The sequence below is a fragment of the Sphingomonas phoenicis genome, assembly GCF_047238005.1.
Taxonomy (GTDB): domain Bacteria; phylum Pseudomonadota; class Alphaproteobacteria; order Sphingomonadales; family Sphingomonadaceae; genus Sphingomonas.
Genome location: NZ_JBDFMC010000002.1, coordinates 2644319 through 2667789, shown reverse-complemented (window position 1 = coordinate 2667789; position 23471 = coordinate 2644319). Strand labels below are relative to the sequence as shown.

Annotated in this window: 17 protein-coding genes; 10 read left to right on the top strand and 7 right to left on the bottom strand. The window is 68.7% G+C overall.

Annotation, left to right across the window (positions count from 1 at the left end):
- Nucleotides 1–50 precede the first annotated feature (50 nt).
- Genes ABC319_RS13795 through ABC319_RS13780 form a run of 4 tightly spaced genes read right to left on the bottom strand, consistent with a single transcriptional unit; the run spans nucleotide 51 to nucleotide 4885 of the window.
- Nucleotides 51–1520, bottom strand: coding sequence for a serine hydrolase domain-containing protein (locus ABC319_RS13795; RefSeq protein WP_413070781.1), 1470 nt, complete (start codon nucleotides 1518–1520; stop codon nucleotides 51–53).
- A 29-nt stretch (nucleotides 1521–1549) separates the two neighbouring features.
- Nucleotides 1550–2677, bottom strand: coding sequence for a YkvI family membrane protein (locus ABC319_RS13790; protein ID WP_413070780.1), 1128 nt, complete (start codon nucleotides 2675–2677; stop codon nucleotides 1550–1552).
- Nucleotides 2674–3714, bottom strand: coding sequence for an N-acetyltransferase DgcN family protein (locus ABC319_RS13785; protein WP_413070779.1), 1041 nt, complete (start codon nucleotides 3712–3714; stop codon nucleotides 2674–2676). Before ABC319_RS13785 ends, ABC319_RS13790 begins: the two co-directional genes overlap by 4 nt.
- A gap of 40 nt (nucleotides 3715–3754) precedes the next feature.
- Nucleotides 3755–4885, bottom strand: coding sequence for a dipeptidase (locus ABC319_RS13780; protein WP_413070778.1), 1131 nt, complete (start codon nucleotides 4883–4885; stop codon nucleotides 3755–3757).
- Between the two features lie 303 nt (nucleotides 4886–5188).
- On the opposite strand from ABC319_RS13780, the gene ABC319_RS13775 reads away from it, so the two are divergent.
- Nucleotides 5189–8023, top strand: coding sequence for a TonB-dependent receptor plug domain-containing protein (locus ABC319_RS13775; protein WP_413070777.1), 2835 nt, complete (start codon nucleotides 5189–5191; stop codon nucleotides 8021–8023).
- A gap of 308 nt (nucleotides 8024–8331) precedes the next feature.
- On the opposite strand, the gene ABC319_RS13770 is transcribed toward ABC319_RS13775, so the two are convergent.
- On the bottom strand, nucleotides 8332–8793 hold the full coding sequence (locus ABC319_RS13770) for an Lrp/AsnC family transcriptional regulator (RefSeq protein ID WP_413070776.1): 462 nt from the start codon (nucleotides 8791–8793) through the stop codon (nucleotides 8332–8334).
- A gap of 129 nt (nucleotides 8794–8922) precedes the next feature.
- Here ABC319_RS13770 and ABC319_RS13765 point away from each other — a divergent pair, with 129 nt between their 5' ends.
- Nucleotides 8923–9981: a Glu/Leu/Phe/Val family dehydrogenase gene (locus ABC319_RS13765; protein WP_413070775.1), complete on the top strand. Its 1059-nt coding sequence runs from the start codon at nucleotides 8923–8925 to the stop codon at nucleotides 9979–9981.
- A 14-nt stretch (nucleotides 9982–9995) separates the two neighbouring features.
- On the top strand, nucleotides 9996–10226 hold the full coding sequence (locus tag ABC319_RS13760; RefSeq protein ID WP_413070774.1) for a hypothetical protein: 231 nt from the start codon (nucleotides 9996–9998) through the stop codon (nucleotides 10224–10226).
- Here ABC319_RS13760 and ABC319_RS13755 read toward each other — a convergent pair.
- On the bottom strand, nucleotides 10220–12196 hold the full coding sequence (locus ABC319_RS13755; protein ID WP_413070773.1) for a serine hydrolase domain-containing protein: 1977 nt from the start codon (nucleotides 12194–12196) through the stop codon (nucleotides 10220–10222). The two genes, ABC319_RS13760 and ABC319_RS13755, sit on opposite strands and share 7 nt — an antisense overlap.
- A 195-nt stretch (nucleotides 12197–12391) precedes the next feature.
- Here ABC319_RS13755 and ABC319_RS13750 point away from each other — a divergent pair, with 195 nt between their 5' ends.
- Together ABC319_RS13750 and ABC319_RS13745 are read left to right on the top strand one after the other, a co-directional pair.
- On the top strand, nucleotides 12392–13081 hold the full coding sequence (locus tag ABC319_RS13750) for a helix-turn-helix domain-containing protein (protein ID WP_413070772.1): 690 nt from the start codon (nucleotides 12392–12394) through the stop codon (nucleotides 13079–13081).
- Nucleotides 13078–14322 carry a dipeptidase gene (locus ABC319_RS13745; RefSeq protein WP_413070771.1) on the top strand — a complete coding sequence of 415 codons (1245 nt, stop codon included), beginning with the start codon at nucleotides 13078–13080 and terminating at the stop codon, nucleotides 14320–14322. Before ABC319_RS13750 ends, ABC319_RS13745 begins: the two co-directional genes overlap by 4 nt.
- A gap of 156 nt (nucleotides 14323–14478) precedes the next feature.
- Here ABC319_RS13745 and ABC319_RS13740 read toward each other — a convergent pair whose 3' ends face one another.
- On the bottom strand, nucleotides 14479–15258 hold the full coding sequence (locus tag ABC319_RS13740) for a helix-turn-helix transcriptional regulator (protein WP_413070770.1): 780 nt from the start codon (nucleotides 15256–15258) through the stop codon (nucleotides 14479–14481).
- A 104-nt stretch (nucleotides 15259–15362) separates the two neighbouring features.
- Between ABC319_RS13740 and ABC319_RS13735 the strand changes: the two genes are divergently transcribed.
- From ABC319_RS13735 to ABC319_RS13715, 5 genes are all read left to right on the top strand, one after another.
- Entirely contained in the window at nucleotides 15363–16442 is a 1080-nt protein-coding gene (locus ABC319_RS13735; protein ID WP_413070769.1) for an alcohol dehydrogenase catalytic domain-containing protein, read from the top strand.
- 313 nt (nucleotides 16443–16755) lie between these two features.
- Entirely contained in the window at nucleotides 16756–18759 is a 2004-nt protein-coding gene (locus ABC319_RS13730) for a serine hydrolase domain-containing protein (protein ID WP_413070768.1), read from the top strand.
- Complete coding sequence (locus ABC319_RS13725; RefSeq protein WP_413070767.1) at nucleotides 18759–19763, top strand: dipeptide epimerase; 1005 nt, start codon at nucleotides 18759–18761, stop codon at nucleotides 19761–19763. The genes ABC319_RS13730 and ABC319_RS13725 overlap by 1 nt, the downstream gene beginning before the upstream one ends.
- Nucleotides 19760–21034, top strand: coding sequence for a peptide MFS transporter (locus ABC319_RS13720; RefSeq protein WP_413070766.1), 1275 nt, complete (start codon nucleotides 19760–19762; stop codon nucleotides 21032–21034). The genes ABC319_RS13725 and ABC319_RS13720 overlap by 4 nt, the downstream gene beginning before the upstream one ends.
- Nucleotides 21035–21122: 88 nt before the next feature.
- Nucleotides 21123–23429, top strand: coding sequence for a TonB-dependent receptor (locus ABC319_RS13715; RefSeq protein WP_413070765.1), 2307 nt, complete (start codon nucleotides 21123–21125; stop codon nucleotides 23427–23429).
- The last annotated feature ends 42 nt before the right edge of the window (nucleotides 23430–23471 follow it).

Here is a 23471-nt window from a genome sequence, read left to right as displayed (position 1 = left end):
GCAATGACCGCAGAGGGATAGCCGTCTTCTTGCCGATCGGTCCGCGCGCATCACGATCCGACCTGATGATAGGCGACATGCGGCTGCGACGAGAAGCCCAGCCGCCATTCGCGACCGCGCTGGTAGAAGCGCAGCCGCTCGTACGGCCCGCCGGCGCGCGCGCCGGTCACCTGCTCGAATTCCATCGGGCCGATCCGCTGCCAATAGGACTGGCGCCCGTCGTTGCCGACCGTGATCCCCCCGTCCGCCGCCGCGATCTTCAGGTCGCGCTTCGGATCGGCCGGGTCGGCGTAATCGCGCCGGTTCGAGCGATAGGCACCCAGCGGCAGCACCTCGCCCTTCGGCGCCGCGACCCGCGCCGCCGGCGACAGCGGGAACAGCCGGCCGATCAGCGCCTCGGTCAGGTCGGTGCGGCCGCCGTAACTGCCCTGCCCGCCCGTCTCGGAGATGAAGAAGCCCAGCTGCGCCTCGGGCGCCAGGATCATGTTCGAGTGGAAGTCGCCGGTATTGCCGCCATGGCCCACCAGTCGCGGCCCGGCGGCACGCACGACGAAGAACCCGTGCGCCATGCCGGGCAGGCCGGGCGCGTTGGCGACGGAATCGCTGGTCAGCAGGCGTACCGATTCCGGCTTCAGGATGCGCGCACCGTCCAGCGTGCCGCCCGCCAGCAGCGCCAGCATGAACCGGTCCATGTCGACCGCGCTCGACGTCGCCGATCCCGCCGGCATGATCAGGCTGAACAGCTCGAACGGCTTCGGCTTCAGCCGGCCGTCCTCCAGCCGGTATCCGGTCGCCATCCGCGGCGCGAGCGCCGGCGGCAACGGTTCGCGGAAGGTGGTGGAGGTCATGCCCAGCGGCCGGAAGATATGACGCTCGACATAATCGGGGTATTTTTCCCCCGACACCCGCTCGACGATGTATCCCGCCAGCGCCGCGCCGTAGTTCGAGTACGACACCTCGGTCCCCGGCGCCCACAAGCGCTTCGGAATGTGGCTCTTCATCCACTCCGCGTAATAGACCAGCTTGTCCGGCGACGATGCGGTGATGCCCGAACTGTCGCTCATCCCCGGCGTGTGCGACATCAGGTCGCGGACCCGGATCGGCTGGCCCTGATAATCGGGGATGCGATAATCGAGATAGGTGTTCACGTCCGCGTCCAGGCTGACCCGGCCCAGCTCCACCTGCTGCATCAGCGCGGCCCAGGTGAACATCTTGGATACCGATCCGGGCCGGAACAGCGTCTGCCGCGCGTCGACGGGCACGCCCCGGTCGATGTCGGCCATGCCGTACCCGCGCGCGAACAGCACCCGCCCGCGATAGACGACGGTCACCACCGCTCCGGCGACCTCGCGCGTGGCGATCTGCTGCGCCATCACGCCGTCGACGAAATCGGCCAGGCCCGCGATCCGCTCTGCCGACACCGCATAATTGGGGGCGGATGCGGCCGGCCTGGCGGCGATCGGCACCGCCGTCGTGGCCAGCAGGGCGATGGTGGCGATGCGGTGCAGGCTGGGGATCACGGAACGGCCTCCTGAACGATGGATCGGGGTCATGCGGCCGGCGCCGCCCTTGGCGCGCCGCGGACGAGCGTCACCATCCACCACAGCAGCAGTGGCACGACGTAGACGGCGAGGATGACATAGGCGAGGAAGCGGTACCCGCTGCCGATCAGCGCGACGAGGCCGATGCGATCGGCCACGAACACGCACCCGATCAGGATCGTGGCGGCCAGCGCCGCGCGCGCGCCGTGCGACAGCCCGGCCCCGCGCCGCTCGCGCAGCACGCCGTCGATCCGCTCGTTGATCGCGTGGACCGATCCGACGCTACTCTCCAGCAGCGCGGCGAAGATCATCGCCTGGAACAGGAAGTGGAACCACGGTGCGTCCAGCTGGCGCAGGATGAAGTCGGAGGGCAGCGTCTCGGCCTCGATGCCGGGATAGAAGGCGATCATCGCCAGGAAGAACAGCAGCGCCGGCACCATCGCCAGCGGCCCCGCGACCAGCCCGGCGACCACCGCGTCGCGTCGGCTGGTCAGGTGGCGCATCATCGGCAGGATGACGACCGCACCGACGACGTTGTAGCTGGCATAGGTCAGCCCGCCGATCGCCCACCCCGCCGTCGGCGCCGGCCGTGCCAGCGCGGCGCCGATGCGGTCGCCGAACGTCGTCAGCGCCAGGACGATGAACAGCGCATAGACCGCATACAGCAGGATCGAGACATATTTGAACAATCCCTCGACCGCGTGGTTGCCGAACGTGACGACCGCGACGATCGACACCGCCAGCGCGACCGATCCGACGATCAGCGGCCACCCGAACAGCGCCCGTCCGATCTCGCCCGCCGCCGCGCCGAACACCGCCAGGATCAGGACGACGAACAGCAGGTACGCGATCTCGAACAGCCACCAGAACCGGCCGAGCAGCGTCTTGAAGAAGCTGCGATAGTCATAGGCGGCGATCGCATGCGCCAGCGTGAAGGTGCCGGCGCAGATCGCGCTCCACACCAGCATCGCCAGCGTCATCCCCATCAGCCCGGCCTGCGGACCGCTGCCCAGGAAGAACTCCGCCAGCTCGCGCCCCGTCGCATAGCCGCCGCCGATCACCACCGCCTTGAACGCGAAGCCGGGCAGCAGGAAGCGCTGGAACCATGTCGCGGGGGTCGCGGCGGCGCCGCTCATGACAGGATCTGGTCGATCAGCCGGTCGAGCGCCGCGCCGCCGCGGACCGGATCGGCCACCGGCAGGCCCAGCCGGTCGGCGACCCGTGCGATCTCGGCCGCCGCCGCATCGGGATCGAGCGCGGCGGTGTTCAGCGACACCCCGGCGCAGCGGATCGCCGGGTTGGTGCGGCGGCCCAGCATCAGGTTGGTCTCGATCGTCTCCTCGATGCTGGGCACCGGATAATCGGGCAGGCCCAGCACCCGGTCGCGCCCCGGTTCGTGGCAGACGATGACGACGTCCGGCTGGCTGCCGTGCAGCAGGCCCAGCGACACCCCGGCATAGGCGGGGTGGAACAGCGATCCCTGCCCCTCGATCACGTCCCAGTGATCGGCCGCCGCGGCCGGCGACAGCAGCTCGGCCGCCCCCGCCTCGAAATCGGCGACGATCGCGTCCATCGGCATGCCGCCGCCCGCGATCATGATGCCCGTCTGCCCGGTCGCGCGGAACGTCGCGTCGACGCCGCGTGCGACCAGTGCGCGGTGGATGGCCAGCGCGGTGTATTTCTTGCCCAGCGCGCAGTCGGTGCCGACCGTCAGCAGCCGCCTGCCCGTCCGCTTCGCGCCGGTGGCGACCGGAATATCGGCCGGCGGCACGCGCACGTCGATCAGCCGCCGGTCCAGCCGCGCCGCCGCCGCCGCCAGCTCGGGAATGTCGGCCAGCCGCGCGTGCATCCCGCTGACGATGTCCAGCCCCGCCTCCAGCGCCTCGACCAGCGATGCGCGCCAGTGCGGCGGGATCACCCCGCCCGGATTGGCGACCCCGATCACCAGCGACCGCGCACCCTGCGCCTTCGCCTCGGCCGGGGTCATCGCCGGCAACCCGGTGGACACCGCATCCCCGGTCAGCCGGTACTCGCCGACGCAACGGTCCGCCGACCAGTCGCGCAGCCCGAAGGCGGTCTTGGCATATCCGGGCTCGGTCATGTCGCCCAGGAACAGCAGATAGGGCTGCGGCAGCGCCAGCGCGCCGGCGGCAGGGGAGGTGGACGCGTTCATGAGGTGACTCGCGAAGGGGATGGACGGGCGGGCGGCATGGTCAGCCGCCCCAGGTGGCGGTGAGCAGCCGCTGGAAATTGCCGCCCAGCACCGCGCGGATGTTCGCGTCGGAATAACGGCGGCGGATCAGCTCCTCGGTCAGGTCGTACATCTTCAGCGGATGGTCGAACCCGTCGACGTCGATCTTCTCGCGAAAGGCGTAGCTGTCCTTGTACGCCCCGCGCAGCATCTTGTTCGTCTCGGGCGAGGTGTCGTCATAGCCGTTCAGGTCGGAATCGGTGCCGATGCCGACATGCTCGATGCCGACCAGCTTCACGACGTGATCGATATGGTCGGCGATGTCGGCGATCGTCGTCGGATCGGTCTTCTTCACGAACATGCGCACGCCGGTGATGCCCATCACCCCGCCCTTCGACGCCAGCGCCCGGATCGCCTCGTCGGTCTTGACCCGGGGATGCTCGATCAGCGCGCGGCAGTTGCTGTGCGTGATCGCGATCGGTTTGGGCGACAGCGCGATCGCGTCCAGCGTCGTACGGTCGCCCGAATGCGACACGTCGATCAGCATGCCGACCTCGTTCATCGCCTTGATAATCTCGACCCCGAAATCGCTGATGCCGCCGTCCACGCGGTCGGTCGATCCCGATCCGATGCGGTTCTGCGAGTTGTAGGTCAGCTGCGCGCAGCGCTGCCCCAGCTGGAAGAACGCCTTGACGTCCTTCGCCTCCAGGAAATGATCGGCGTTCTGCAATCCCATGATGACCGCGCAGCGGCCGTCGCGCTTGGCCTGGACGATGTCGGCGACCGTGGCGACCCCGGTAAGGACATGGCTGTTGCGCGCGACGTAATTGCCCCACGCCGCGAAGAAGGTCAGCGCCTGATCGCGCGCGGTGGGCCCGCCGATGCCGATCGCATGGTGGATCGCGGTGATGCCGGCGGCGCGGAAGTCGGCGGCGTCCTGCTCGCTCATCCGGCGGGCATAGAAGGCGGGATCGAAGTCTATCTTGATCGGCGCCAGCATGTCGATCACCACCGTGCCGCGCACCAGGTCGATCGCCCGGCGCGAGTAGCGGCGGTGGGTGAACGGGCTGACCGGAACGGCCGCGCGGGCGACATAGGGTGCCGCGACGGCCGCACCGGCGCCGCACAGCGCCTGACGACGAGATAACAGCATCGCGTGCCTCCCATTGTTTCTGCCGGGGATGCTATGAACCCGATCGGAGAACGTCAATCGATAATCGGACATGCCCGATTGCGGCGTCAGGGGCCGCTTGACCGGCTGACCGCTCCTGCATCGCTGTCGGTGCTGGAGCAACGATGGTCCGGAGCTCGTCCCCCCGTCACAACCGGCACCGTCCATGATGGCATCTGATACCAGCAAAAAGAAAATTATTGTCCCGATCGGGACCATATGTCAGCATCGGCATCAGAATCGCATCAGCCGGTTCATTCCAGCGACACGAAAGGGGGCGAGCAGATGCGCGATGTTCATTCGGGATCCGGTACCATTCTGGCCCGCGGCACCAGCCTGGCCGCACTGGCCGCCGCGCTGATCGCGGCAACGCCTGCCCTGGCGCAATCGCCCGCCGGCCCCGTCGGCGCCCAGACGCCCGCCGAGGAGGCCGGCGCCGACGAGCGCGAGGAGATCGTCGTCACCGGATCGCGCATCGAGCGTGCCGGCTTCGACCAGCCCACTCCCACCACGGTGATCGGCACGGTCGAGCTGCGGCAGGGCCAGCGCCCGAACCTGCAGCAGGTGCTGAACGACTCGCCGCAGTTCCGCCCCACCACCACCACGCAGGTGTCGGTCGGTAACACGTCGAGCGGCAGCGCCCCGGTCGACCTGCGCGGGCTGGGCGCCAATCGCACGCTGACCCTCGTCAACGGTCGCCGCTTCGTCGGCCAGAACAACCTCAACTACGTGCCGCTCGGGCTGGTGCAGCGGGTCGAGGTGGTGACCGGCGGCGCATCGGCCGCCTATGGCTCCGATGCCGTCGCCGGCGTCGTCAACATCATTCTGAAGGACAAGGTGGAGGGGCTGAGCGTCGGCGCGCTGTCCGGCATCTCGTCGCGCGGCGACGGCTTCCGCTACGGCGGCGACCTGACGTGGGGAACGTCGTTCGCGGGGGGCCGCGGGCAGTTCCTGATCAGCGGCGAGTACGTCAACGACAAGCTGATCCCCAGCCGCACCAGCCGCCCCGATCTGGACAGCGCCGCGATCGTCCGGCTGAACCCCACGATCGCGAGCGACACGCGCCAGGTGCTGCTCCGCAACGTCAACCAGGGCAACGTCGCCTCGGGCGGCCTCATCACCAGCGGCGTCCTGGCCGGACAGGTGTTCAACGACGACGGCACGCTGCGCACCTATCGCGCGGGCACGTCGCTGGCGGCCAACCCCGCCACCCGCTTCCCCGCGCAGGTGGTCGGCGGCGCGGACGCGATCGGCCTGTTCGATGCCGTCGCAGTCAGCACGCCGCTCGAGCGGATCAGCTCCTACGCCCGCGCCACCTATGATCTGGGCGGCATCCGGCTCTGGGCGGACGCGACCTATGGCCGCTCGCGGTCCACGTACGGCTTCCTGCCCGATATCGGCGCGCCGGGCAGCCTGACCATCCAGGCGAGCAACCCGTTCCTGTCGCAGACGATCCGCACCACGCTGGCCGCCGCCGGGCAGACCAGCTTCACCCTCGGCCGCTTCTACGACGGCGACTACCAGCTGATCTACGACGGCACCCGCGAGCAGAAGGAGGGCGCGGCCGGGTTCGACGCCGATCTGGGCGGCACCTGGAAACTGCGCGGCCATTTCAGCCATGGCGAGGTCGATTTCCGCCAGCGCGTCCGCAACGCCCGCGTCGTCTCGCGCTTCAACAACGCGATCAACGCGGTGTCGTCGGGCGGCCAGATCGTCTGCGCGATCAACGCCGATGCCAGCACCGCGAACGACGATGCGGCCTGCCGTCCGCTCAACCTGTTCGGCCGCAACGCCGCCTCGCCGGAGGCGCTGGCCTATATCCGCGACACCCAGCGCAACGACACCACCAACAAGCTCGATGCCGGCGCCATCGAGGTGCAGGGCGACCTGTTCAGCCTGTGGGCGGGCCCGATCACCGCCGCCATCGGCGCCGAGGCGCGATGGGAGGAGCAGGTCTCGCGCAGCGGCACGCTCGACCTTGCCGGCGCCTTCGGCCCGCTCAACCTCTACGGCTCCGCGATCAACGGCGGCTTCAACGTCAAGGAAGGGTTCGGCGAGGTCGCCGTGCCGCTGATCGACGTCGAGGGGAAGGTGAAGATCGACCTGAATGGCGCCGCCCGCTACTCCGACTACAGCCGCAGCGGCGGTATCTGGTCGTGGAAGGGCGGCGGCACCGTCGGGCTCTTCGACACCTTCATGTTCCGCGCCACCCGGTCGCGCGACATCCGCGCGCCCACCATCACCGAGCTGTTCGCGGTACGCTCGATCAATGTCGGTCCGCTGGTCGACCAGGACACGGCCGGGCGCACCGGCACCCCCGGCTACAACCCATCGCCGCAGCAGGTGACGACGTTCAGCGGCGGCAATGCCGATCTGTCGCCGGAGGTCAGCCACACGACCACGATCGGCGGCAGCTTCTCGCCCCGCTTCCTGCCGGGGCTGAACGTCTCGGTCGATTACTACGACATCGACATCGGCGGTGCGATCACCACCCTGTCCGCGTCCAACCTGACCCTCGCCTGCCGCAACGGCAGCTCCGCGGCGTGCAGCCAGATCACCCGCGACGCGAGCGGCACCGTGACCGAGGCACGCTCCAACTCGCAGAACATTGCGACATTCGAGACGTCGGGCTTCGATATCGAGGCATCGTACCTGCTGCGCATGTCGACGCTCAGCAGCACCATGCCCGGCACGCTGCGCATCCGTGCGCTGGCCACGCATGTCCGCAAGTTCGTGTTCGACACCGGCGTGGCGCGGGTCGACACCGCGGGCGACGTCGGCAGCAGCACCGGCAACGCCATCCCCAGCTGGCGCGGGCTGTTCAGCCTGACCTATCAGGACGACGCCGTCGGCCTCGATGCCCGCGTCCGCTTCGTCGGCAGCGGCCAGTTCAACCATCTGCTGAACGGCACCAACGGCCAGCCGCTGCTCGTCAACAACGACATCGCCGCGCGCGCCTATCTGGATCTGGGCGCGCAGCTGAAGGTCAACGACCGCTACACTTTGTCGTTCAGCGCCAACAACGTGCTCGACCGCGATCCGCCGATCAGCCCGACCGGGCCGGTCTTCTACGATGCGATCGGCACCTACTTCAACATCGGCCTCCGCGCGAACTTCTGACGGGGCCGTGACCACATACCGTCACCCCGGCCATGAGCCGGGGTGACGGGACGGGGCGAGCGGGCGTCGAGAACGATCCGGGCACGCACCTAACCCGTCGCTTCCACCCGTCATTCCCGCGCAGGCGAGACCTCTTCGAAAATTCCCCGGCACTCCGTTTCTTCGTCATCCCGGCGCACGCCGGGACCCATGGACACGGGAACATAAGTGGCTCGGACGCTCGCGGAGAGATGGGTCCCGGCGTGCGCCGGGATGACGGACGATTTTCGCAGCAGTCTCGCGAACGTCAGAATCGGGCCACCCAAACCTCACACCGGCAATTCCGGCGTCGACTTGATCTCGGACAGCGCCACCGTCGACGTGATCTCCTGGATGCCGGGCAGCTTGCTCAGCTTCTCGAAGAAGAACCGCTCATACGCATCGATGTCCTTCGCCACGATGCGCAGCATGAAATCGGTCTGCCCCATCAGCACATACGCATCCAGCACCTCGGGAAAGCCGCGGATCGCGTCGCTGAACTCGTCCAGATTGGCGCGGCCGTGCGCGTTCAGCCGCACCTGCGCGAAGATGTGCGCGTTCAGCCCCACCTTGCGCCGGTCGACCAGCGCGACCCGGCCGCGGATCACGCCCTCGCGTTCCAGCCGGTCGACCCGCCGCCAGCACGGCGAGGCCGACAGCCCGACCCGCGCCGCCAGCTCGGCCATCGTCTGGGTACCGTCGCGCTGAAGCTCGCGGAGGATCTTTCGCTCGAACGGATCGAGATCGGTCAATTTCACCTCCATTCGGCTGATCGGCAATCGAATATCAGCATTTCCATCGGCGAGCGAGGAAGAAGAGGTCAGATCGACCCCGCGCCGGGTGCGACACGGCATGGACGATCAGCAAGCAGGATGGATGCGATGTACGCTTATGCCAGTGCCGGGGTGATGCCGGAACATGTCCATGTCGTGACCGACGAGGCGACCGGGCTGGAATGCGTCATCGCGCTGCATTCGACCGCGCTCGGCCCCGCAGCCGGCGGATGCCGGCTATGGTCCTATGACGGGCGGGAAGCGATGGTGGCCGACGCGTGCCGGCTGGCACAGGGCATGAGCTACAAGAACGCGCTCGCCGACCTGCCGTTCGGCGGTGGCAAGGCGGTGATCCGCCGCCCCGCCGGCGACCTGTCCCGTCCCGCCCTGTTCGCCGCCTTCGGCCGCGCCGTCGCCACGCTGGGCGGCAGCTACGTCACCGCGGAGGATGTCGGCACGTCGGTGGAGGACATGCGCGTCGTCGCGGGCGAGACGCGCCACGTCGCCGGCCTGCCCGCGCGTGCGGGGCAGGTCGGCGGCGATCCGTCGCCCTTCACCGCGCGCGGCGTGTTCCTGTCGATGCAGCTGGCGGTCCGCCGCCGGCTGGAGCGGGACCTGTCGGAATGCACCGTCGCGATCCAGGGCGTCGGCCATGTCGGCGCGTCGCTCGCCCGGATGCTCCACGATGCCGGCGCCCGGCTGATCGTCGCCGATGTCGACGCCGCCGCCGCGGCGCGCGTATCGGTCGCGCTGGGCGCGGAGGTCGCGTCGGTGCAGGCGATCGCCGCCGCCCGGGCGGACGTCTTCGCACCCTGCGCGCTGGGCGGCGTGCTGCACCCCGGCACGATCGGCCGGATGACCGCGAAGCTGGTATGCGGTGCGGCCAACAACCAGCTGCGCGATCCCGCCGATGCGGCCCTGCTCGCCGATCGCGGCATCCTCTACGCGCCCGACATCGTCGTGAATGCCGGCGGGATCATCAACGTCGCCGCGGAATATCTCGGCTGGTCCGCCGACGAGGTCGCCGCCCGCGTCGCCGCCACGCCCGACCGGCTGGCGCGGGTACTCGACCGGGCGGAGCGCGACGGCACCACCACCCACGCCGCTGCGGAGGCGCTCGCCTGTGCCCGGATCGATCGCGGCACCGGCCGCCGCGCCGCGGCCTGATCGCGCCCGCCGCCATGCCATCCTGCCGTTTCCTGGTCACCGGGCTCGCCTCGCCCGACCTGCCGTTGCGCATCCTGAACCTGTTCGCGCAGCAGGCGATCGTCCTCGACGCGGTGGACATCGTCCGTCTCGACGACATCCACCGCATCCGGGTGACGGGCGAGCTGCCGGCGGAGCGTGCCGGCATCATCCTGGAAAAGATCAGGATGCTCGTCCTCGTCACCGATGCCGTGCTGGATCAGTAGTTCAGGCTCCAGCCGATCAGCCCGCCCATCCACGCGATCCACAGGAAACCGAGCAGCGCGACCGCGACGATCGCCGCGCGCAGCCGGATGCCCCAGTCGTGCCGCGTCCTGAACGCCAGCACCGCGTTCCAGACGCCGATCGCCGCCGCCGCGACGGGCACGATCGCGGCGATCTGCAACGCCCGGATCGTGCCGTCCAACCCGCTGTTGTACGCATCGACGTGCATCGACAGGATCGGCGCCAGCACCGTGTACCACCCGCCGATGTAGAGGAGGTCGGCCAGCGCCGCGATCCGCGTCAGCCGCCGGGCCAGCGCCGCGCGGCCCGTCGCAGTGGGTGTCAGGCGGTGGCGGCGGCGGACCCAGGCGGCGATCGGCCAGACGATCACCGTCGCCAGCAGCGTCAGCAGCGACAGCCCGGCGACCAGCTGGAACATCGTCGGGTTGCGCCACGCGGGTACCGCCTGCAACACCGCGATCGGGTTGGCGCTGTCGGCGATCGTCCGCCGTCCGCCGACGTCGGACACCATCAGCTGGCGCGTTCCCTCCGTCTCGCGCCACAGGCCCGGCGCGATCTCGCGGAACGTCTTGTCGTCGATCGACGAGACGCTGATCGTGCCATCCGGGTTGGCGACCACCTGATCCTGCTGGATCAGGTAGAACAGGCTGATGAAGCCCGTCTCCACCCGGCGCGAGCTTTCGTAATGGCCCGCGATCGCGGCGGCGTCCCCGGCGGCGCTGGCGATCGCCGGCGGCGTGCGGGTGGCGGGGCCGGGGAAGTACCGGTCCATGAACAGGTCGAACAGCCGCTCGCGCGCGCCGTACACCGCATTCTGCGCGCCGCGGCTGTTGAAGCTGACGAAGATGCCGACGCCCTTTTCCGGCAGCAGGTTCAGGTCGGTGTGGAACACGATCGTGTCGCCGCCATGCCCGATCACCAGCGTACCGTTGCGCATGCCGTGGAAGAAGCCGTGCGCCATCGTGTCGAACCCGGCGGGCATCGCCTGGGTGGGGCTGTGCATCAGCCGCACCGTCTCCGGGCGCAGGATCCGCGCATTGCCGAATCGTCCCTCCTGCAGATGCGCGATCATGAAGTTCGCCATGTCGCCCGCGGTCGAGCTGACGCTGCCCGCCGGCGCGGTGATCACCAGCTCGAACTTGCTCGGCTGGCCGTCGCTCTGCCCGTATCCCTTCGACATCAGCCGCTCCAGCGGCGCGGGCAGCGGCTGGACGAACGTCGTGTGCCGCATCTGCAACGGCGCCAGGATGTGCCGCTGGACATATGCCTCGAACGGCTCGCCCGACACGCGCTGGACGATATAGCCCGCCAGCGCGACGCCGTAGTTGGAATAGGCCGGCGCCGCCCCCGCCGGGAACAGGAACGGTCGGCCGTTCTCCTTCAGATAGCGCTCGGTGGACTTCATCACCTTCGGATCGGTGGCGAGCAGGTCCTTCAGCCCCTCCTCGAACCCGGCGCGGTGGTTCATCAGGTCGGTCATCGTGATCGCCCGTCCGCCGGGCGGCGTCACCTTGAAATCCAGATAGCGGTTGATGTCGGCGTTCAGGTCGATCTTCCCCTGCTCCACCTGCTGCATCACCGCCGTCCAGGTCAGCAGTTTCGAGGTGGATCCGATCCGCATCAGCGTGCGATCGGGATCCATCGGCACCCTGGCCGCGACGTCCGCATAGCCATAGCCCTTCTTGACCAGCACCGCGCCGTCCTTGACGACCGACACCTCGGCGCCCGCGATCTTGCCCGCCTTCAGCGTCGCGGGCATGTACCCGTCCAGCCATGCGCCCAGGTCGCTTTCGGTCAGCGCCGGGGCCGCGCCCGGCACCGTCGGCGCCGGCGTCGCGGTGCCGGCCGGCAGCGCCGCCGGGCCGGGCGGTGCGGCGGGCTTCGGCTGCGGGCCCGCCGCGGCGGTCAGCAGGACGCAGAACAGGGCGACGACTGCCTTTTTCCGGATCATCGATCTTTTCTCCCCTTCGGCATCGGCGAACGGCGCCGGCGCGGCGTCTCCGCCGCCCGCTGCCGCCCTCCCGCCATTGTCATGGCCACTGCCATTGCTCTTCGGCCGGTGTCGGGCTACGCTTGATCATCAGCCTGATTGGGACACGATGATCCTGTTCAGGCGCTTCGTCAACGACGAGTGAAAGGATTTTGCGTGTCGGCATCTCCGCCAACCCTGGGCATGTTGCTACGCGGGCTGCGCGTGCGCGAAGGCTGGACGCTGAAGGAGATGAGCAGCAAGTCGGGCATCCCGATCTCGACCCTGTCCAAGATCGAGCACGATCGCCTCACCCTCACCTATGACAAGCTCCTCTCGCTCGCCCGCCGGCTGGGCCTGCGCATGTCGGAGCTGTTCTCGGAAACCGACGAGGAGCCGGTCCAGCCGGTCACCGCGCGGCGCAGCCTGGGCGATCTCAGCCGCTCGGTCCGGGTCGAGACGCCGAACTACGACTATCACTATCTCTGCACCGAATTGCGCCGCAAGCGGATGATCCCCGCGATCACCAAGATCCGCGCCCATTCGACCGACGAGTTCGGCGAACTGGTGCGCCACAGCGGCGAGGAATTCATCTACGTCCTCAGCGGCAAGGTCGAGGTGCAGACCGAATTCTACGATCCGGTCACGCTGGAGCCCGGCCAGTCGCTCTACATCGATTCCAGCATGGGCCACGCCTATCTCGCCGCCACCGGCTGCGACGAGGCGGAGGTGCTGGCGGTCATGTCCAGCGCCGACGAGGAGCTGATGGAATCGCTCCTCACCCTGCACGAGGAACAGCGCCAGAGCGGCTCCGCCGACAACGAGAACGATCCGGCCCAGGATCACCGCGTCGGACGCCAGCGTTGAGGACGCGCGCGCTTCCGCTCCTCGCCGCGGCCGCCGCCGTATTCGTCACCGCCGCCCCGCTCCCCGCCGCGGCGCAGGACAATGCCGCCCGCGTCGCCCGCATCCTGAAGCGGACGCCGCTGATCGACGGGCATAACGACTGGCCGGAGGCGCTGCGCGAACATGCCGGCGACCGCCGCTGGACGATGGACCTGAACAGCCTGGCGACCGGCCCCGACCGCTACGACACCGATATCGCCCGCCTGCGCAAGGGCGGCGTCGGTGCGCAGTTCTGGTCGGTCTGGGTCTCGTCCGCGCTGCCCGGCAAGGACCAGGTCGAACAGACGCTGGAACAGATCGATCTCGTGAAGTCGCTGGCCGCGCGCTACCCCGACACCTTCGTCATGGCCCGCACCGCCGCCGATGTCCGCCGCGCGCATGCCGCCGGCCGCATCGCCTGCCTGATCGGGGTGGAGGGCGGCGGACAGATCGACGCGAACCTGTCGGTCCTGCGCAGCTATGCCGCGCTCGGCGCCGGCTACCTCACCCTCACCCATTCGCGCACGATCGAATGGGCCGACAGCGCCACCGACAATCCGCAGCACGGCGGCCTGACCGATTTCGGCCGCGACGTGGTGCGCGAGCTGAACCGGCTCGGCGTGCTGGTCGATCTCAGCCATGTCAGCGAGGATACGATGCGCGACGCGCTCGCCGTGTCGACCGCGCCAGTCATCTTCTCCCACTCCGGCGCGCGCGCCGTCGCCGACCACCCGCGCAACGTGTCGGACGAGGTGCTGAAACTGGTCCGCGCCAACGGCGGCTTGGTGATGGTCAACTATGCCCGCCAGTACGTGTCCGACGCCTATCGCCGCTGGGCCGCGGATTCGGTCGCGGAAAAGGCGCGGCTGAACTCGCCCCCGTTCGACGGGCTCGACATCGGCCAGCCCGAAAAGGCCGCGCGGGACTATGCCGCCTGGCTCGCCGCCCACCCGGCCCCGCGCGTCACCCTCGCCCAGCTCGCCGACCATATCGATCATATCGCCAAGGTCGCGGGCGTCGACCATGTCGGCATCGGCTCCGACTTCGACGGGGTCGACGGCTCGCTCCCCGTCGGGCTGGAGGACGCCTCCACCTACCCCGCGCTCCTTGCCGAGATGCTCCGCCGCGGCTGGAGCGACGCCGACGTCGCGAAGCTCGCCGGCAACAACGTCCTGCGCGTGATGGAAGCCGCCGAACGCGCCAGGGCCGCGACACCCCGCTGAGGCGAACGCCCTCCCCACGCCGGCAAAGGCAGAGGCAAAGCGGCCATCGATGGTTTCCACGCCAACGCCACCGGGTGCGCGGGCCGTGAGGAGCGGGGCATGGTCGATGGACGGATCGGCCGCTCGCCTCGCCATCCGACGCGATCGTCGCCGCCGTCAGCCATCCCGGCGTCGCGTGTAGAGAGCCAGCTTGAGCGCGGGATCGTCGTTGGCCTGGAAGCTTGCATATTCGTAACGGACGACACCCAGTGTCGGATGACACAGCTGCTTGGTGCCCGACAGCGGGGCGCCGATCCCGTGTTCGGACCACCATCCCTCCAGCTGCGGACAAGCTACGCGGGTCCGGTCGACAAGGGACACGAACGCCGCCTCCCCGGGCCAAAGGTCGTGCGCGGCGCGGAACAGCGACACGACGCGTCGCGCCTCGTCTGCCCATGTCGGGCCGAATAGCTGCTTGGCAGCGGCATCGGTCAGCATCCAGTGGAAGATGTTGCGGTCCTCCGGCGCAAGCCGGGCGAAGTCTCCGAAGAGCGACGCCGCCGCATCATTCCACGCCAGAATGTCGAAGCGTTGGCCGGTGATATAGGCCGGTTCCGACAAGCCCGCGACGATGCGACGTAGCACGTCCGGTGCCTCCTCGCGCTGAAACGGCTGCCGTCCACCCGCTGCCGCGAGCGAGCGCAGATGTGCCAGTTCCACGCGGTCGAGCGACAGGGCGCGGCCCAGCGCTTCCACCGTTTCGATCGAGGGTGAAACGGCGCGACCCTGCTCCAGCTTCACATACCATTCGACGCTGATCCCTGCCCGCTGCGCCACTTCCTCGCGCTTCAGGCCGGGCGTGCGGCGCCGATGCCGCGCCCCATCGGTCTTCGGTTCCGGGTTCAGCCGGATGCGGCGGGATCGCAGGAAGTCTCCGAAGGGGCGATTGGCGGCCATGCGCTCTTCCCGAACGTGGTATTCCGGGTACTAGTATCGGACCGGTCCTTCCTGGCAAACGTCAAATCGCTATTTCCCGGCCTGGTTCATCAGGGAGTTCGCAGATGCAGGCCGCCATTCTACCCGCCTTTGGATCCCCATTGAGCGTCGAGGAGGTTGCAGATCCGGTGATCGGCACCGGTGAGGTGGTGGTGGATGTCGCCGCCGCGCCGGTGCTGTCCTACACGGAAGAGGTGTTGAGCGGCGCGCGACGCTACCTCTTGCCGACGCCCGTGGTGCCGGGCGGCGGTGCGATCGGCCGGGTGCGCGCGGTCGGTCCGGACGCCACCCGGTTGCAGCCCGGCGACTGGGTGTTCTGCGATCCCACGGTGAGGTCGCGCGACGGTGCGTCCACACCCGACATCACCTTGCAAGGCACGAGTGCCAGAGGCGAAGGCGGACAGAAGCTGCAACGCTATTTTCGCGATGGCACGTTCGCCGAACAGGTCCGCGTGCCGACGGAGAATGCCGCGCCGATCGGCGCCATCGATCCGGCCACGGCCGGACGGTGGTGCGCGATCGGCACGTTGCTGATCGCCTATGGCGGGCTGCTCGCCATGGACTTCCGTCCCGGCGAAACGCTGCTGGTGAGTGGGGCGACCGGCAATTTCGGCTCGGCGACCGTGGCGTTGGCGATGGCGATGGGAGCTCGCTGCGTGATCGCACCCGGCCGGAATACGGCCGTGCTCGATGACTTGCACCGTCGCTTCGGTGAGCGGTTGATACCGGTTCGCCTGACCGGCGATGGCGACGCCGATACGACGGCGATGCGCGCTGCGGCACCGTGCCCCATCGATGCGGTGCAGGATTTCCTGCCGCCGTCCGTGGGTGCCGCTGTCGCGCGGGCCGCGATCATGACGCTTCGGCAGGGCGGCCGGGCGGTGCTGATGGGAGGGGTGGGCATGTTGGGCGGCGAAGACCTGTCGCTGCCGTATCCCTGGATCATGCGCAACCTGGTCACGGTGCGCGGCCAGTGGATGTACGACACGGCGGCCATACCGGGGCTCGTGAGCCTGGTCCGCAGCGGACTTCTTGATCTAGACCACTGGGCGATCACCGCATTTCCGCTTGCCGGGGCCAACGACGCTGTCGTCCATGCGGCAGACAATGCGGGGCCGTTCAAGCTGACGGTGCTTGAGCCGTAACCGACACCTCGCCCTCTCCGTTGGCGCGCGCCACCATCGCCCACGGTCTGGCCGGCTTTCCCGACGAATGAACATGCGACGGAAAGCCAGCCCGCGGATCGGGCTGACGGATGTCCGGGCATCCGCTTTCCCGGCATCCGGTATCTCTCCGATCACCGCCACGGCCACGTCCCGCCAGCGCGCCGCGCATCAAAGCCCGACCCCGTCCGAAAACTCCGCATGGTCCCATTGACGCCTTTTCCAATCAGGATCACTATGTCTCATTCAGAACGCTGATCCGGCGGATCGGACAGCAGACGGGGATGGAGGCACGATGCGGATCAGGAATTGGGCGCTGGGGCTGATCGCGACGGTGATCGGCGGCATCGCGGTGGCACAGGGGCCGGCGCTGTCCCCTTCCCCCACCGCGCCCGCGACGGTGGCGGCCGGCACGCCGACGCCGCCCGTCCCCGGCGGCGCGCGCGCGCTGGACGCGACCGATCTCGATGCGTGGCTCGACGGCTACATGCCCTACGCCCTGCATAACGGCGACATCGCCGGCGCGGTGGTGACGGTGGTGAAGGATGGCCAGGTGATCGCCGCGCGCGGCTACGGCTATGCCGACATCGCCAGCCGCCGCCCGGTCGATCCGGCGCGCACACTGTTCCGCCCCGGATCGGTGTCGAAACTGGTTACCTGGACCGCGGTGATGCAGCAGGTCGAGGCCGGGAAGATCGACCTAGACGGCGACATCAACGCCTATCTCGATTTCCGCATCCCGCCGCGCGGCGGCAAGCCGGTGACGATGCGCCAGGTGATGACGCATACCGCCGGCTTCGAGGAGGCGGTGAAGGACCTGATCTCCTACGATCCCAAATCGGCGATGCCGATCGACGCCTATCTGAAGCGGTGGGTGCCGCGGCGGATCTTCGATGCCGGCACCACGCCCGCCTATTCCAACTGGGCGACCACGCTGGCCGGCTATGTCGTCCAGCGCGTGTCGGGCATGCCGTTCGACACCTATGTCGAACAGCGCGTGTTCGCCCCGCTCGACATGCGCACCGCGTCGTTCCGCCAGCCGCTGCCCCGCGCATTGCGCCCGCTGATGGCGACCGGCTATCCGCGCGCGTCGGAACCTGCCAGGCCGTTCGAGATGGTGGTGCCCGCGCCCGCCGGCTCGCTGTCCGCCTCCGGGCTCGACATGGCGAAGTTCATGATCGCGCACCTGCAGAACGGCCGCGGCATCCTGCAACCCGCCACCGCGGCGACGATGCACGACAGCCCGCTCGACCGGGTCAACCCGATGTCGCTGATCCCGCCGCTCAACCGGATGGAACTCGGCTTCTTCGAAACCAACATCAACGGTCGCGAGGTGATCGCGCATCTGGGCGATACCGAGAATTTCCACACCTCGCTCCACCTGTTCATGAACGAGGGCGTCGGCCTCTACGTCTCGTTCAACAGCGCCGGCAAGGAAGGCGCGGCGCACACCGTGCGCGGCCAGCTGTTCCAGGATTTCGCCGACCGCTATTTCCCCGACACCGTCCGTGACGGCCGCGTCGATGCGAAGACCGCGGCGGAACATGCGCGGATGATGACCGGCCTGTGGCAGAACAGCCGGCATTCCGAATCCAGCTTCGTCGATGTCCTGAACCTGTTCGGCCAGTCGAAGATCGCGGTCGACGACAAGGGTGCGCTGGTCGTCCCCGCGCTGAAGGGCCCCGGCGGCGGCGCGCAGGTGTGGGACGAGATCGCCCCCTTCGTCTGGCGCGACCGTTATGGCCACGACCGGCTGGCCGCGAAGGTGATCGACGGCAAGGTCGTCCGCTGGAGCTATGACGGCTTCTCGCCCTTCATGGTCTTCGATCCGGTGCCCGCGTCGCGCTCGTCGGCGTGGCTGCTGCCCGCCATCTACGCGTCGATGGCGATCCTGGCGGTGACCGTCCTGTTCTGGCCGCTCGCCTGGGCGGCGCGCCGCCGCTACGCCGGCACGCCGGTCGCCACCGGCCGCTCGCTGCGCGCCTATCGCGCGACCCGGGTGATGGCGCTGCTCGATCTCGCGCTGCTCGGCGGCTGGATGTGGTTCGTCACCGCCGCGTTCGGCAATCTCGACATGCTCAGCAGCAAGTCGGACGGGCTCGTCTGGTTCATCCAGATCGCCACCGCCATCATCACCGTCGGCGCGGTCGGCATCGCCGGCTGGAACCTGTGGCTGACGTGGCGCGACGGGCGCGGCCTGGCACGCCGGGCGTGGGCGGTGCTGGTGCTGCTCGCGACGCTCGTCATCCTCTATTTCGCCGCGGCCTTCGGCCTGATGGCGATGACGGTGAACTACTGATGCTGCAGCTGACGATCGAGACCGACACGCTGCGGCTCGCCGAGCCGTTCCGCATCGCCGGTTACGTCTTCGACACCGCCGACGTCCTCGTCGCGACCCTCGACGACGGTACGCACCGTGGCCGCGGCGAGGCCGCCGGGGTCTATTACATGGGCGACGACCTCGCCCATATGCGCGCCCAGATCGAGGGCGCGCGCGCCGCGATCGAGGCGGGGCCGACGCGCGAGGAACTGCGCACCATCCTCCCCCCCGGCGGCGCCCGCAACGCGGTCGACGCGGCGCTCTGGGAACGGGAGGCGAGCCGCGCCGGCCGGCCGGTCTGGGCATTGGCGGGGCTCGACGCGCCGCGCGCGCTGCGCACCACGCTGACCGTTCCGGCCGATACCCCGGCGGCGATGGCGGCGAAGGCGCGCAGCTATCAACGAACCTTGTCCGTCAAGGTAAAGTTGACGGGCGAACTGGCGCTCGATCTGGAGCGTGTCGCGGCCATTCGCGCAGCCTGTCCCGACGTGTGGCTGGGGGTCGACGGCAACCAGGGCTTCGCCCGCGGCGATCTGGACGCGTTGATCGAGGGGCTGGTCGCGCATGGCGTGGCGCTGCTCGAACAACCGCTGCCGCGCGGAAAAGAGGATGAGTTGCAGGGGCTTGGCTCTCCCATCCCGATCGCGGGGGATGAGAGCCTGTTGTCGCTTGGCGACGTCGCCGGCGCGGTCGGCCGCTTCGATGTGGTCAACATCAAGCTCGACAAGTGCGGCGGCCTGACCGAGGGGCTGCTGATGGCCGCGGAGGCCCGCCGCCTCGGCCTGGGCGTCATGGTCGGCACCATGGTCGGCACCAGCCTCGCCACCGCTCCCGGTTTTGTCCTGGGGCAAGTGGCTGATTTCGTTGATCTTGACGGACCGACTTTCCTGGCGCGGGATCGCACGCCCAGCGTCGTCTACGCCGACGGGACGCTCTTCGCCGGGCCGGAAGTCTGGGGTTCCGGGACGTCGCCCCGCGCATGAACCCCCGGGCCGAGGTGACATGGTTCGGCCAGCCGCGCGGACTGACGATCCTGTTTCTCACGAATATGTGGGAGCAGTTCTCCTACTACGGCATGCGCGCGCTGCTGGTCTACTACATGACCAAGCAGCTGCTGTTCACCCAGGGCCACGCCTCGCTCGTCTACGGCGCCTACACCGCCTGCGCCTACCTCACCCCGATCGTCGGCGGCGTCATCGCCGACCGCCTGCTCGGCAAGCGCCGCGCGATCGTCATCGGCGGGTCGATCATGGCCGCCGGGCATTTCATGATGACGTTCGAGCCGTTGTTCTACGTCGCCTTGGGCACCATCGCGCTTGGTAACGGTTTGTTTCTGCCCAGTTTACCCAGCCAGATCGACGACCTGTACGAACCCGGCGATCCTCGTGTCGGCTGGGCATACAACGTCTATTATGTCGGGGTGAACATCGGCGGGTTCCTCGCGCCGCTGCTGTGCGGGACGCTGGGCGAACTGTACGGCTGGCACTGGGGGTTCGGGGTCGCCGGCATCGGCATGGTGCTGGGACTGGCCATCTATTTGTGGGGACAGCGCTATCTGCCCGCGCAGGTCCGCCACCCCGCTGTCGAGCGGCAGCGGGCACCACGCGCGCCCTTCCCCCGCCGGACCGCCCTGCTCCTGCTGGCGATCGCGCTCGCGGTCACCGTGTTCCGCGGCGCGTACGAGCAGGTCGGCAACACCGTGGCGCTGTGGGCCGACACGGGCGTCGACCGGCGGCTGGCGGGCACCATCATCCCGATGACCTGGTTCCAGTCGCTCAACCCGCTGCTCGTCATGTTGATGACCCCGTTATTGCTCAACTGGTGGCGGCGGCGGGCGGAAGCCGGCCTGATCTCCCGCCCGGCGCGCAAGATGGCCGCGGGTGCGGCGATCGTCGCCCTCGCCTATCTTCTGCTGGCGGTCGTGTCGGCCGCGGGTGGCGCGGTGCACTGGCTGTGGCTCGCGTTGTTCTTCGCGATCTTCACGCTGGGCGAATTGTACATCCTGCCGACCGGTCTGGGCCTGTTCGCCCGCCTCGCCCCCGCCGGCTTCGGCGCGACGACGGTGGCGGCCTGGTATCTGTCGATCTTCGCCGGCAGCTTTTCCGCCGGGCTGGTCGGCACGCTGTGGAGCCGGATGGGCCACACCGCCTACTTCCTGCTGCTCGTCGCGATCGGGCTGACCGCGGCGCTGCTGCTGTTCCTGATCGATCCGCTCGAGCGCAAGGTCGATGGCCAACGGACCGGAATGGGTTGACTAATTTTCGTTTAGGACAATAGTTTCCATTATGAGATTTCGGCGCAGGTCACAGGCTGTGCCAGTAACAGGGGACTGCGCGATGTGCATGGCCAGACGGGCGTTGTCGTTCACCACCGGCCTTGCCGCCCTCGTCACGGCTGGCGCCGCCATGGCGCAGGCTCAGGAGGCGCCGATCCAGGCGGAAGCGGCAACCGACCCGCAATCGGGCGACATCATCGTCACTGCACAGAAGCGCACCGAGGCGCTGCATCAGGTCCCGCAGTCGATCTCGGTCCTGCAGGGAGAGGCACTGGAGCAGCGGCAGGCCCGCACGATCGCCGATTATGCCGCCCTGGTACCCGGCTTGTCGTTCGAGCAGGGCAATCCCGGCCAGACCCGCATCGTCCTGCGCGGCATCAACGCCGGCGGTGCCAGTGCCACGGTCGCGGTCTATGTCGACGACACGCCGTTCGGATCGAGCACCGGCCAGACCAACGGGGCGATCCTGGCCGGCGACTTCGACACGTTCGACATCGAGCGGCTGGAGGTGCTGCGCGGGCCGCAAGGCACGCTGTACGGCGCCAACTCCCTGGGTGGCGTCGTCAAATACGTCACCGTCGCCCCGCGACTGTCGCAGTGGGAGGCCCGCGCGCAAGGCGGGGCGGAAACCACCAAAGACGGCGGCACCGGCTATTTCGGCAACGCGGTCATCAACATACCGATCGGCGACGTCCTGGCCCTGCGCGCCAGCGGCTTCTATCGACGCAGCGCCGGCTTCATCGACGCGATCGGCATTCCCGACGACGACGTCAACGGATCGCGCAGCTATGGTGGCCGTGCATCGCTGCTGTTCAAGCCCAGCGACCGCTTCTCGGTCCGGCTGTCGGCGGTGGCACAGAACATCCGGGTCCGGGCGCGGACGGCGTTCGACGCCGATCCCGGCTCGCTGGATCCGATCGACGCGGATCCGTTCACCGGTGCGGCGATCGAGGGCGAGAACCGCTACCAGCTGTTCCCCGATCGCAACCGCGCCAATTATCGGCTGTACACCGGCACGATCGATTACGACCTGGATTTCGCCACGCTGACGTCTGTCACCAGCTATAGCCGGTTGCGGACCGAGGATCGCAGCGACGTGTCGTTCAACGATCTGGGCGGCGGCTTCACCCTCGCGGATGCGGCGTCGCAGCTGATCTATGGACTGCCGACGACCGACTACGGCGTCTACTATCCCAATCAGGTCACCCAGAAGAAGTTTACGCAGGAGGTTCGGCTGGCGTCGCCGGACTCCGCGACGTTCGAGTGGCTGGTCGGCGGCTATTACACGCGAGAGCCCGGCGCACTGTTCCAGCGCTACTTCCCGTACGACATCGCGACCGGGCAACCGATCCTTCCGCCGCCGGCGATCCCCGGCTTCTCGGAGCTGGTCCTGGCGCAATTGAAGTCGCGCTACCGCGAATATGCGGGCTTCGGCAGTGCCACGCTGCACCTGGGCGAGCGCTTCGATATCAGCGCGGGTGGCAGGTACAGCCACAACAAGCAGCGTACGATCCAGATTCTGGACGGTGCCCTGTTCGGGGGCCGCACCGAGGAGACGGCCCGATCGTCGGAAGGCGTGTTCACCTGGTCGGTCGCTCCCCGGTTCGAGTTCGCGCCCCGCAGCGAGCTGTATGCGCGGGTCGCCAAGGGGTATCGCCCCGGCGGTCCCAACGTCATCCCGCCCGGCGCGCCCGAGAACTATCCGCTGCAGACCGACGCCGACACGCTGATGAGCTACGAGGCGGGCGTTCGCGCGGAGACGGCGGATCGTACCTTCGCGTTCGATCTGTCGGGCTATTACCTGGACTGGGACAAGACCCTGATCATCGCGACGTTCCAGTCGGCGGCCGGACCGATCACCGCCGACGCCAATGGCGAGGGCGCCAAGAGCTACGGTTTCGAGGCGACGGGCACCGTTCGCCCGATCCGTGGCTTGAGCGTCGTGGCGACCGTGGCGTACAACCACGCCACGCTGCGCGGCGACACCGGCAACGGTGGGCTCGACGGCGACCAGCTGCCCTTCGCGCCGCGCTGGAACGCCAATCTGTCGGCCGACTACAGCTGGTCGATGCCGGGCGGGGTCCGCCCCTATGTCGGCGCCGACCTGTCGATGGTCAGCGATCGACCGGGCAATTTCGACGATGCGTACCGGACCACGTTTGGCCGCCGGCTGACGCTGGACGGTTACAGCACCGTCCATCTGCGCGCCGGCGCCGATTTCGGCCGGTTCAACCTGTCCGTCTATGCCCGCAATCTGGCCAATTCGCGCGGGCTCGTCTCGGCGGGAACGTTCGGTACCCGTCCGGGCGGCGGGATCGAGGTCACGCCGATCCAGCCGCGGACGATCGGGGCGACGCTGGGCGTCGACTTCTAGCGTCCACTCCGGCCGCCAGGCCGCCACCCGATCTGCCCGCCC

Bases quoted from the DNA above. Each gene is read 5' to 3' on its own strand.
- ABC319_RS13730 (WP_413070768.1), top strand. From the start codon at position 16,756: ATGCGGATCAGGAATTGGGCGCTGGGGCTGATCGCGACGGTGATCGGC.
- ABC319_RS13725 (WP_413070767.1), top strand. From the start codon at position 18,759: ATGCTGCAGCTGACGATCGAGACCGACACGCTGCGGCTCGCCGAGCCG.
- ABC319_RS13765 (WP_413070775.1), top strand. From the start codon at position 8,923: ATGTACGCTTATGCCAGTGCCGGGGTGATGCCGGAACATGTCCATGTC.
- ABC319_RS13740 (WP_413070770.1), bottom strand. From the start codon at position 15,258: ATGGCCGCCAATCGCCCCTTCGGAGACTTCCTGCGATCCCGCCGCATC.
- ABC319_RS13780 (WP_413070778.1), bottom strand. From the start codon at position 4,885: ATGCTGTTATCTCGTCGTCAGGCGCTGTGCGGCGCCGGTGCGGCCGTC.
- ABC319_RS13785 (WP_413070779.1), bottom strand. From the start codon at position 3,714: ATGAACGCGTCCACCTCCCCTGCCGCCGGCGCGCTGGCGCTGCCGCAG.
- ABC319_RS13720 (WP_413070766.1), top strand. From the start codon at position 19,760: ATGAACCCCCGGGCCGAGGTGACATGGTTCGGCCAGCCGCGCGGACTG.
- ABC319_RS13760 (WP_413070774.1), top strand. From the start codon at position 9,996: ATGCCATCCTGCCGTTTCCTGGTCACCGGGCTCGCCTCGCCCGACCTG.
- ABC319_RS13735 (WP_413070769.1), top strand. From the start codon at position 15,363: ATGCAGGCCGCCATTCTACCCGCCTTTGGATCCCCATTGAGCGTCGAG.
- ABC319_RS13775 (WP_413070777.1), top strand. From the start codon at position 5,189: ATGCGCGATGTTCATTCGGGATCCGGTACCATTCTGGCCCGCGGCACC.
- ABC319_RS13790 (WP_413070780.1), bottom strand. From the start codon at position 2,677: ATGAGCGGCGCCGCCGCGACCCCCGCGACATGGTTCCAGCGCTTCCTG.
- ABC319_RS13755 (WP_413070773.1), bottom strand. From the start codon at position 12,196: ATGATCCGGAAAAAGGCAGTCGTCGCCCTGTTCTGCGTCCTGCTGACC.
- ABC319_RS13715 (WP_413070765.1), top strand. From the start codon at position 21,123: ATGGCCAGACGGGCGTTGTCGTTCACCACCGGCCTTGCCGCCCTCGTC.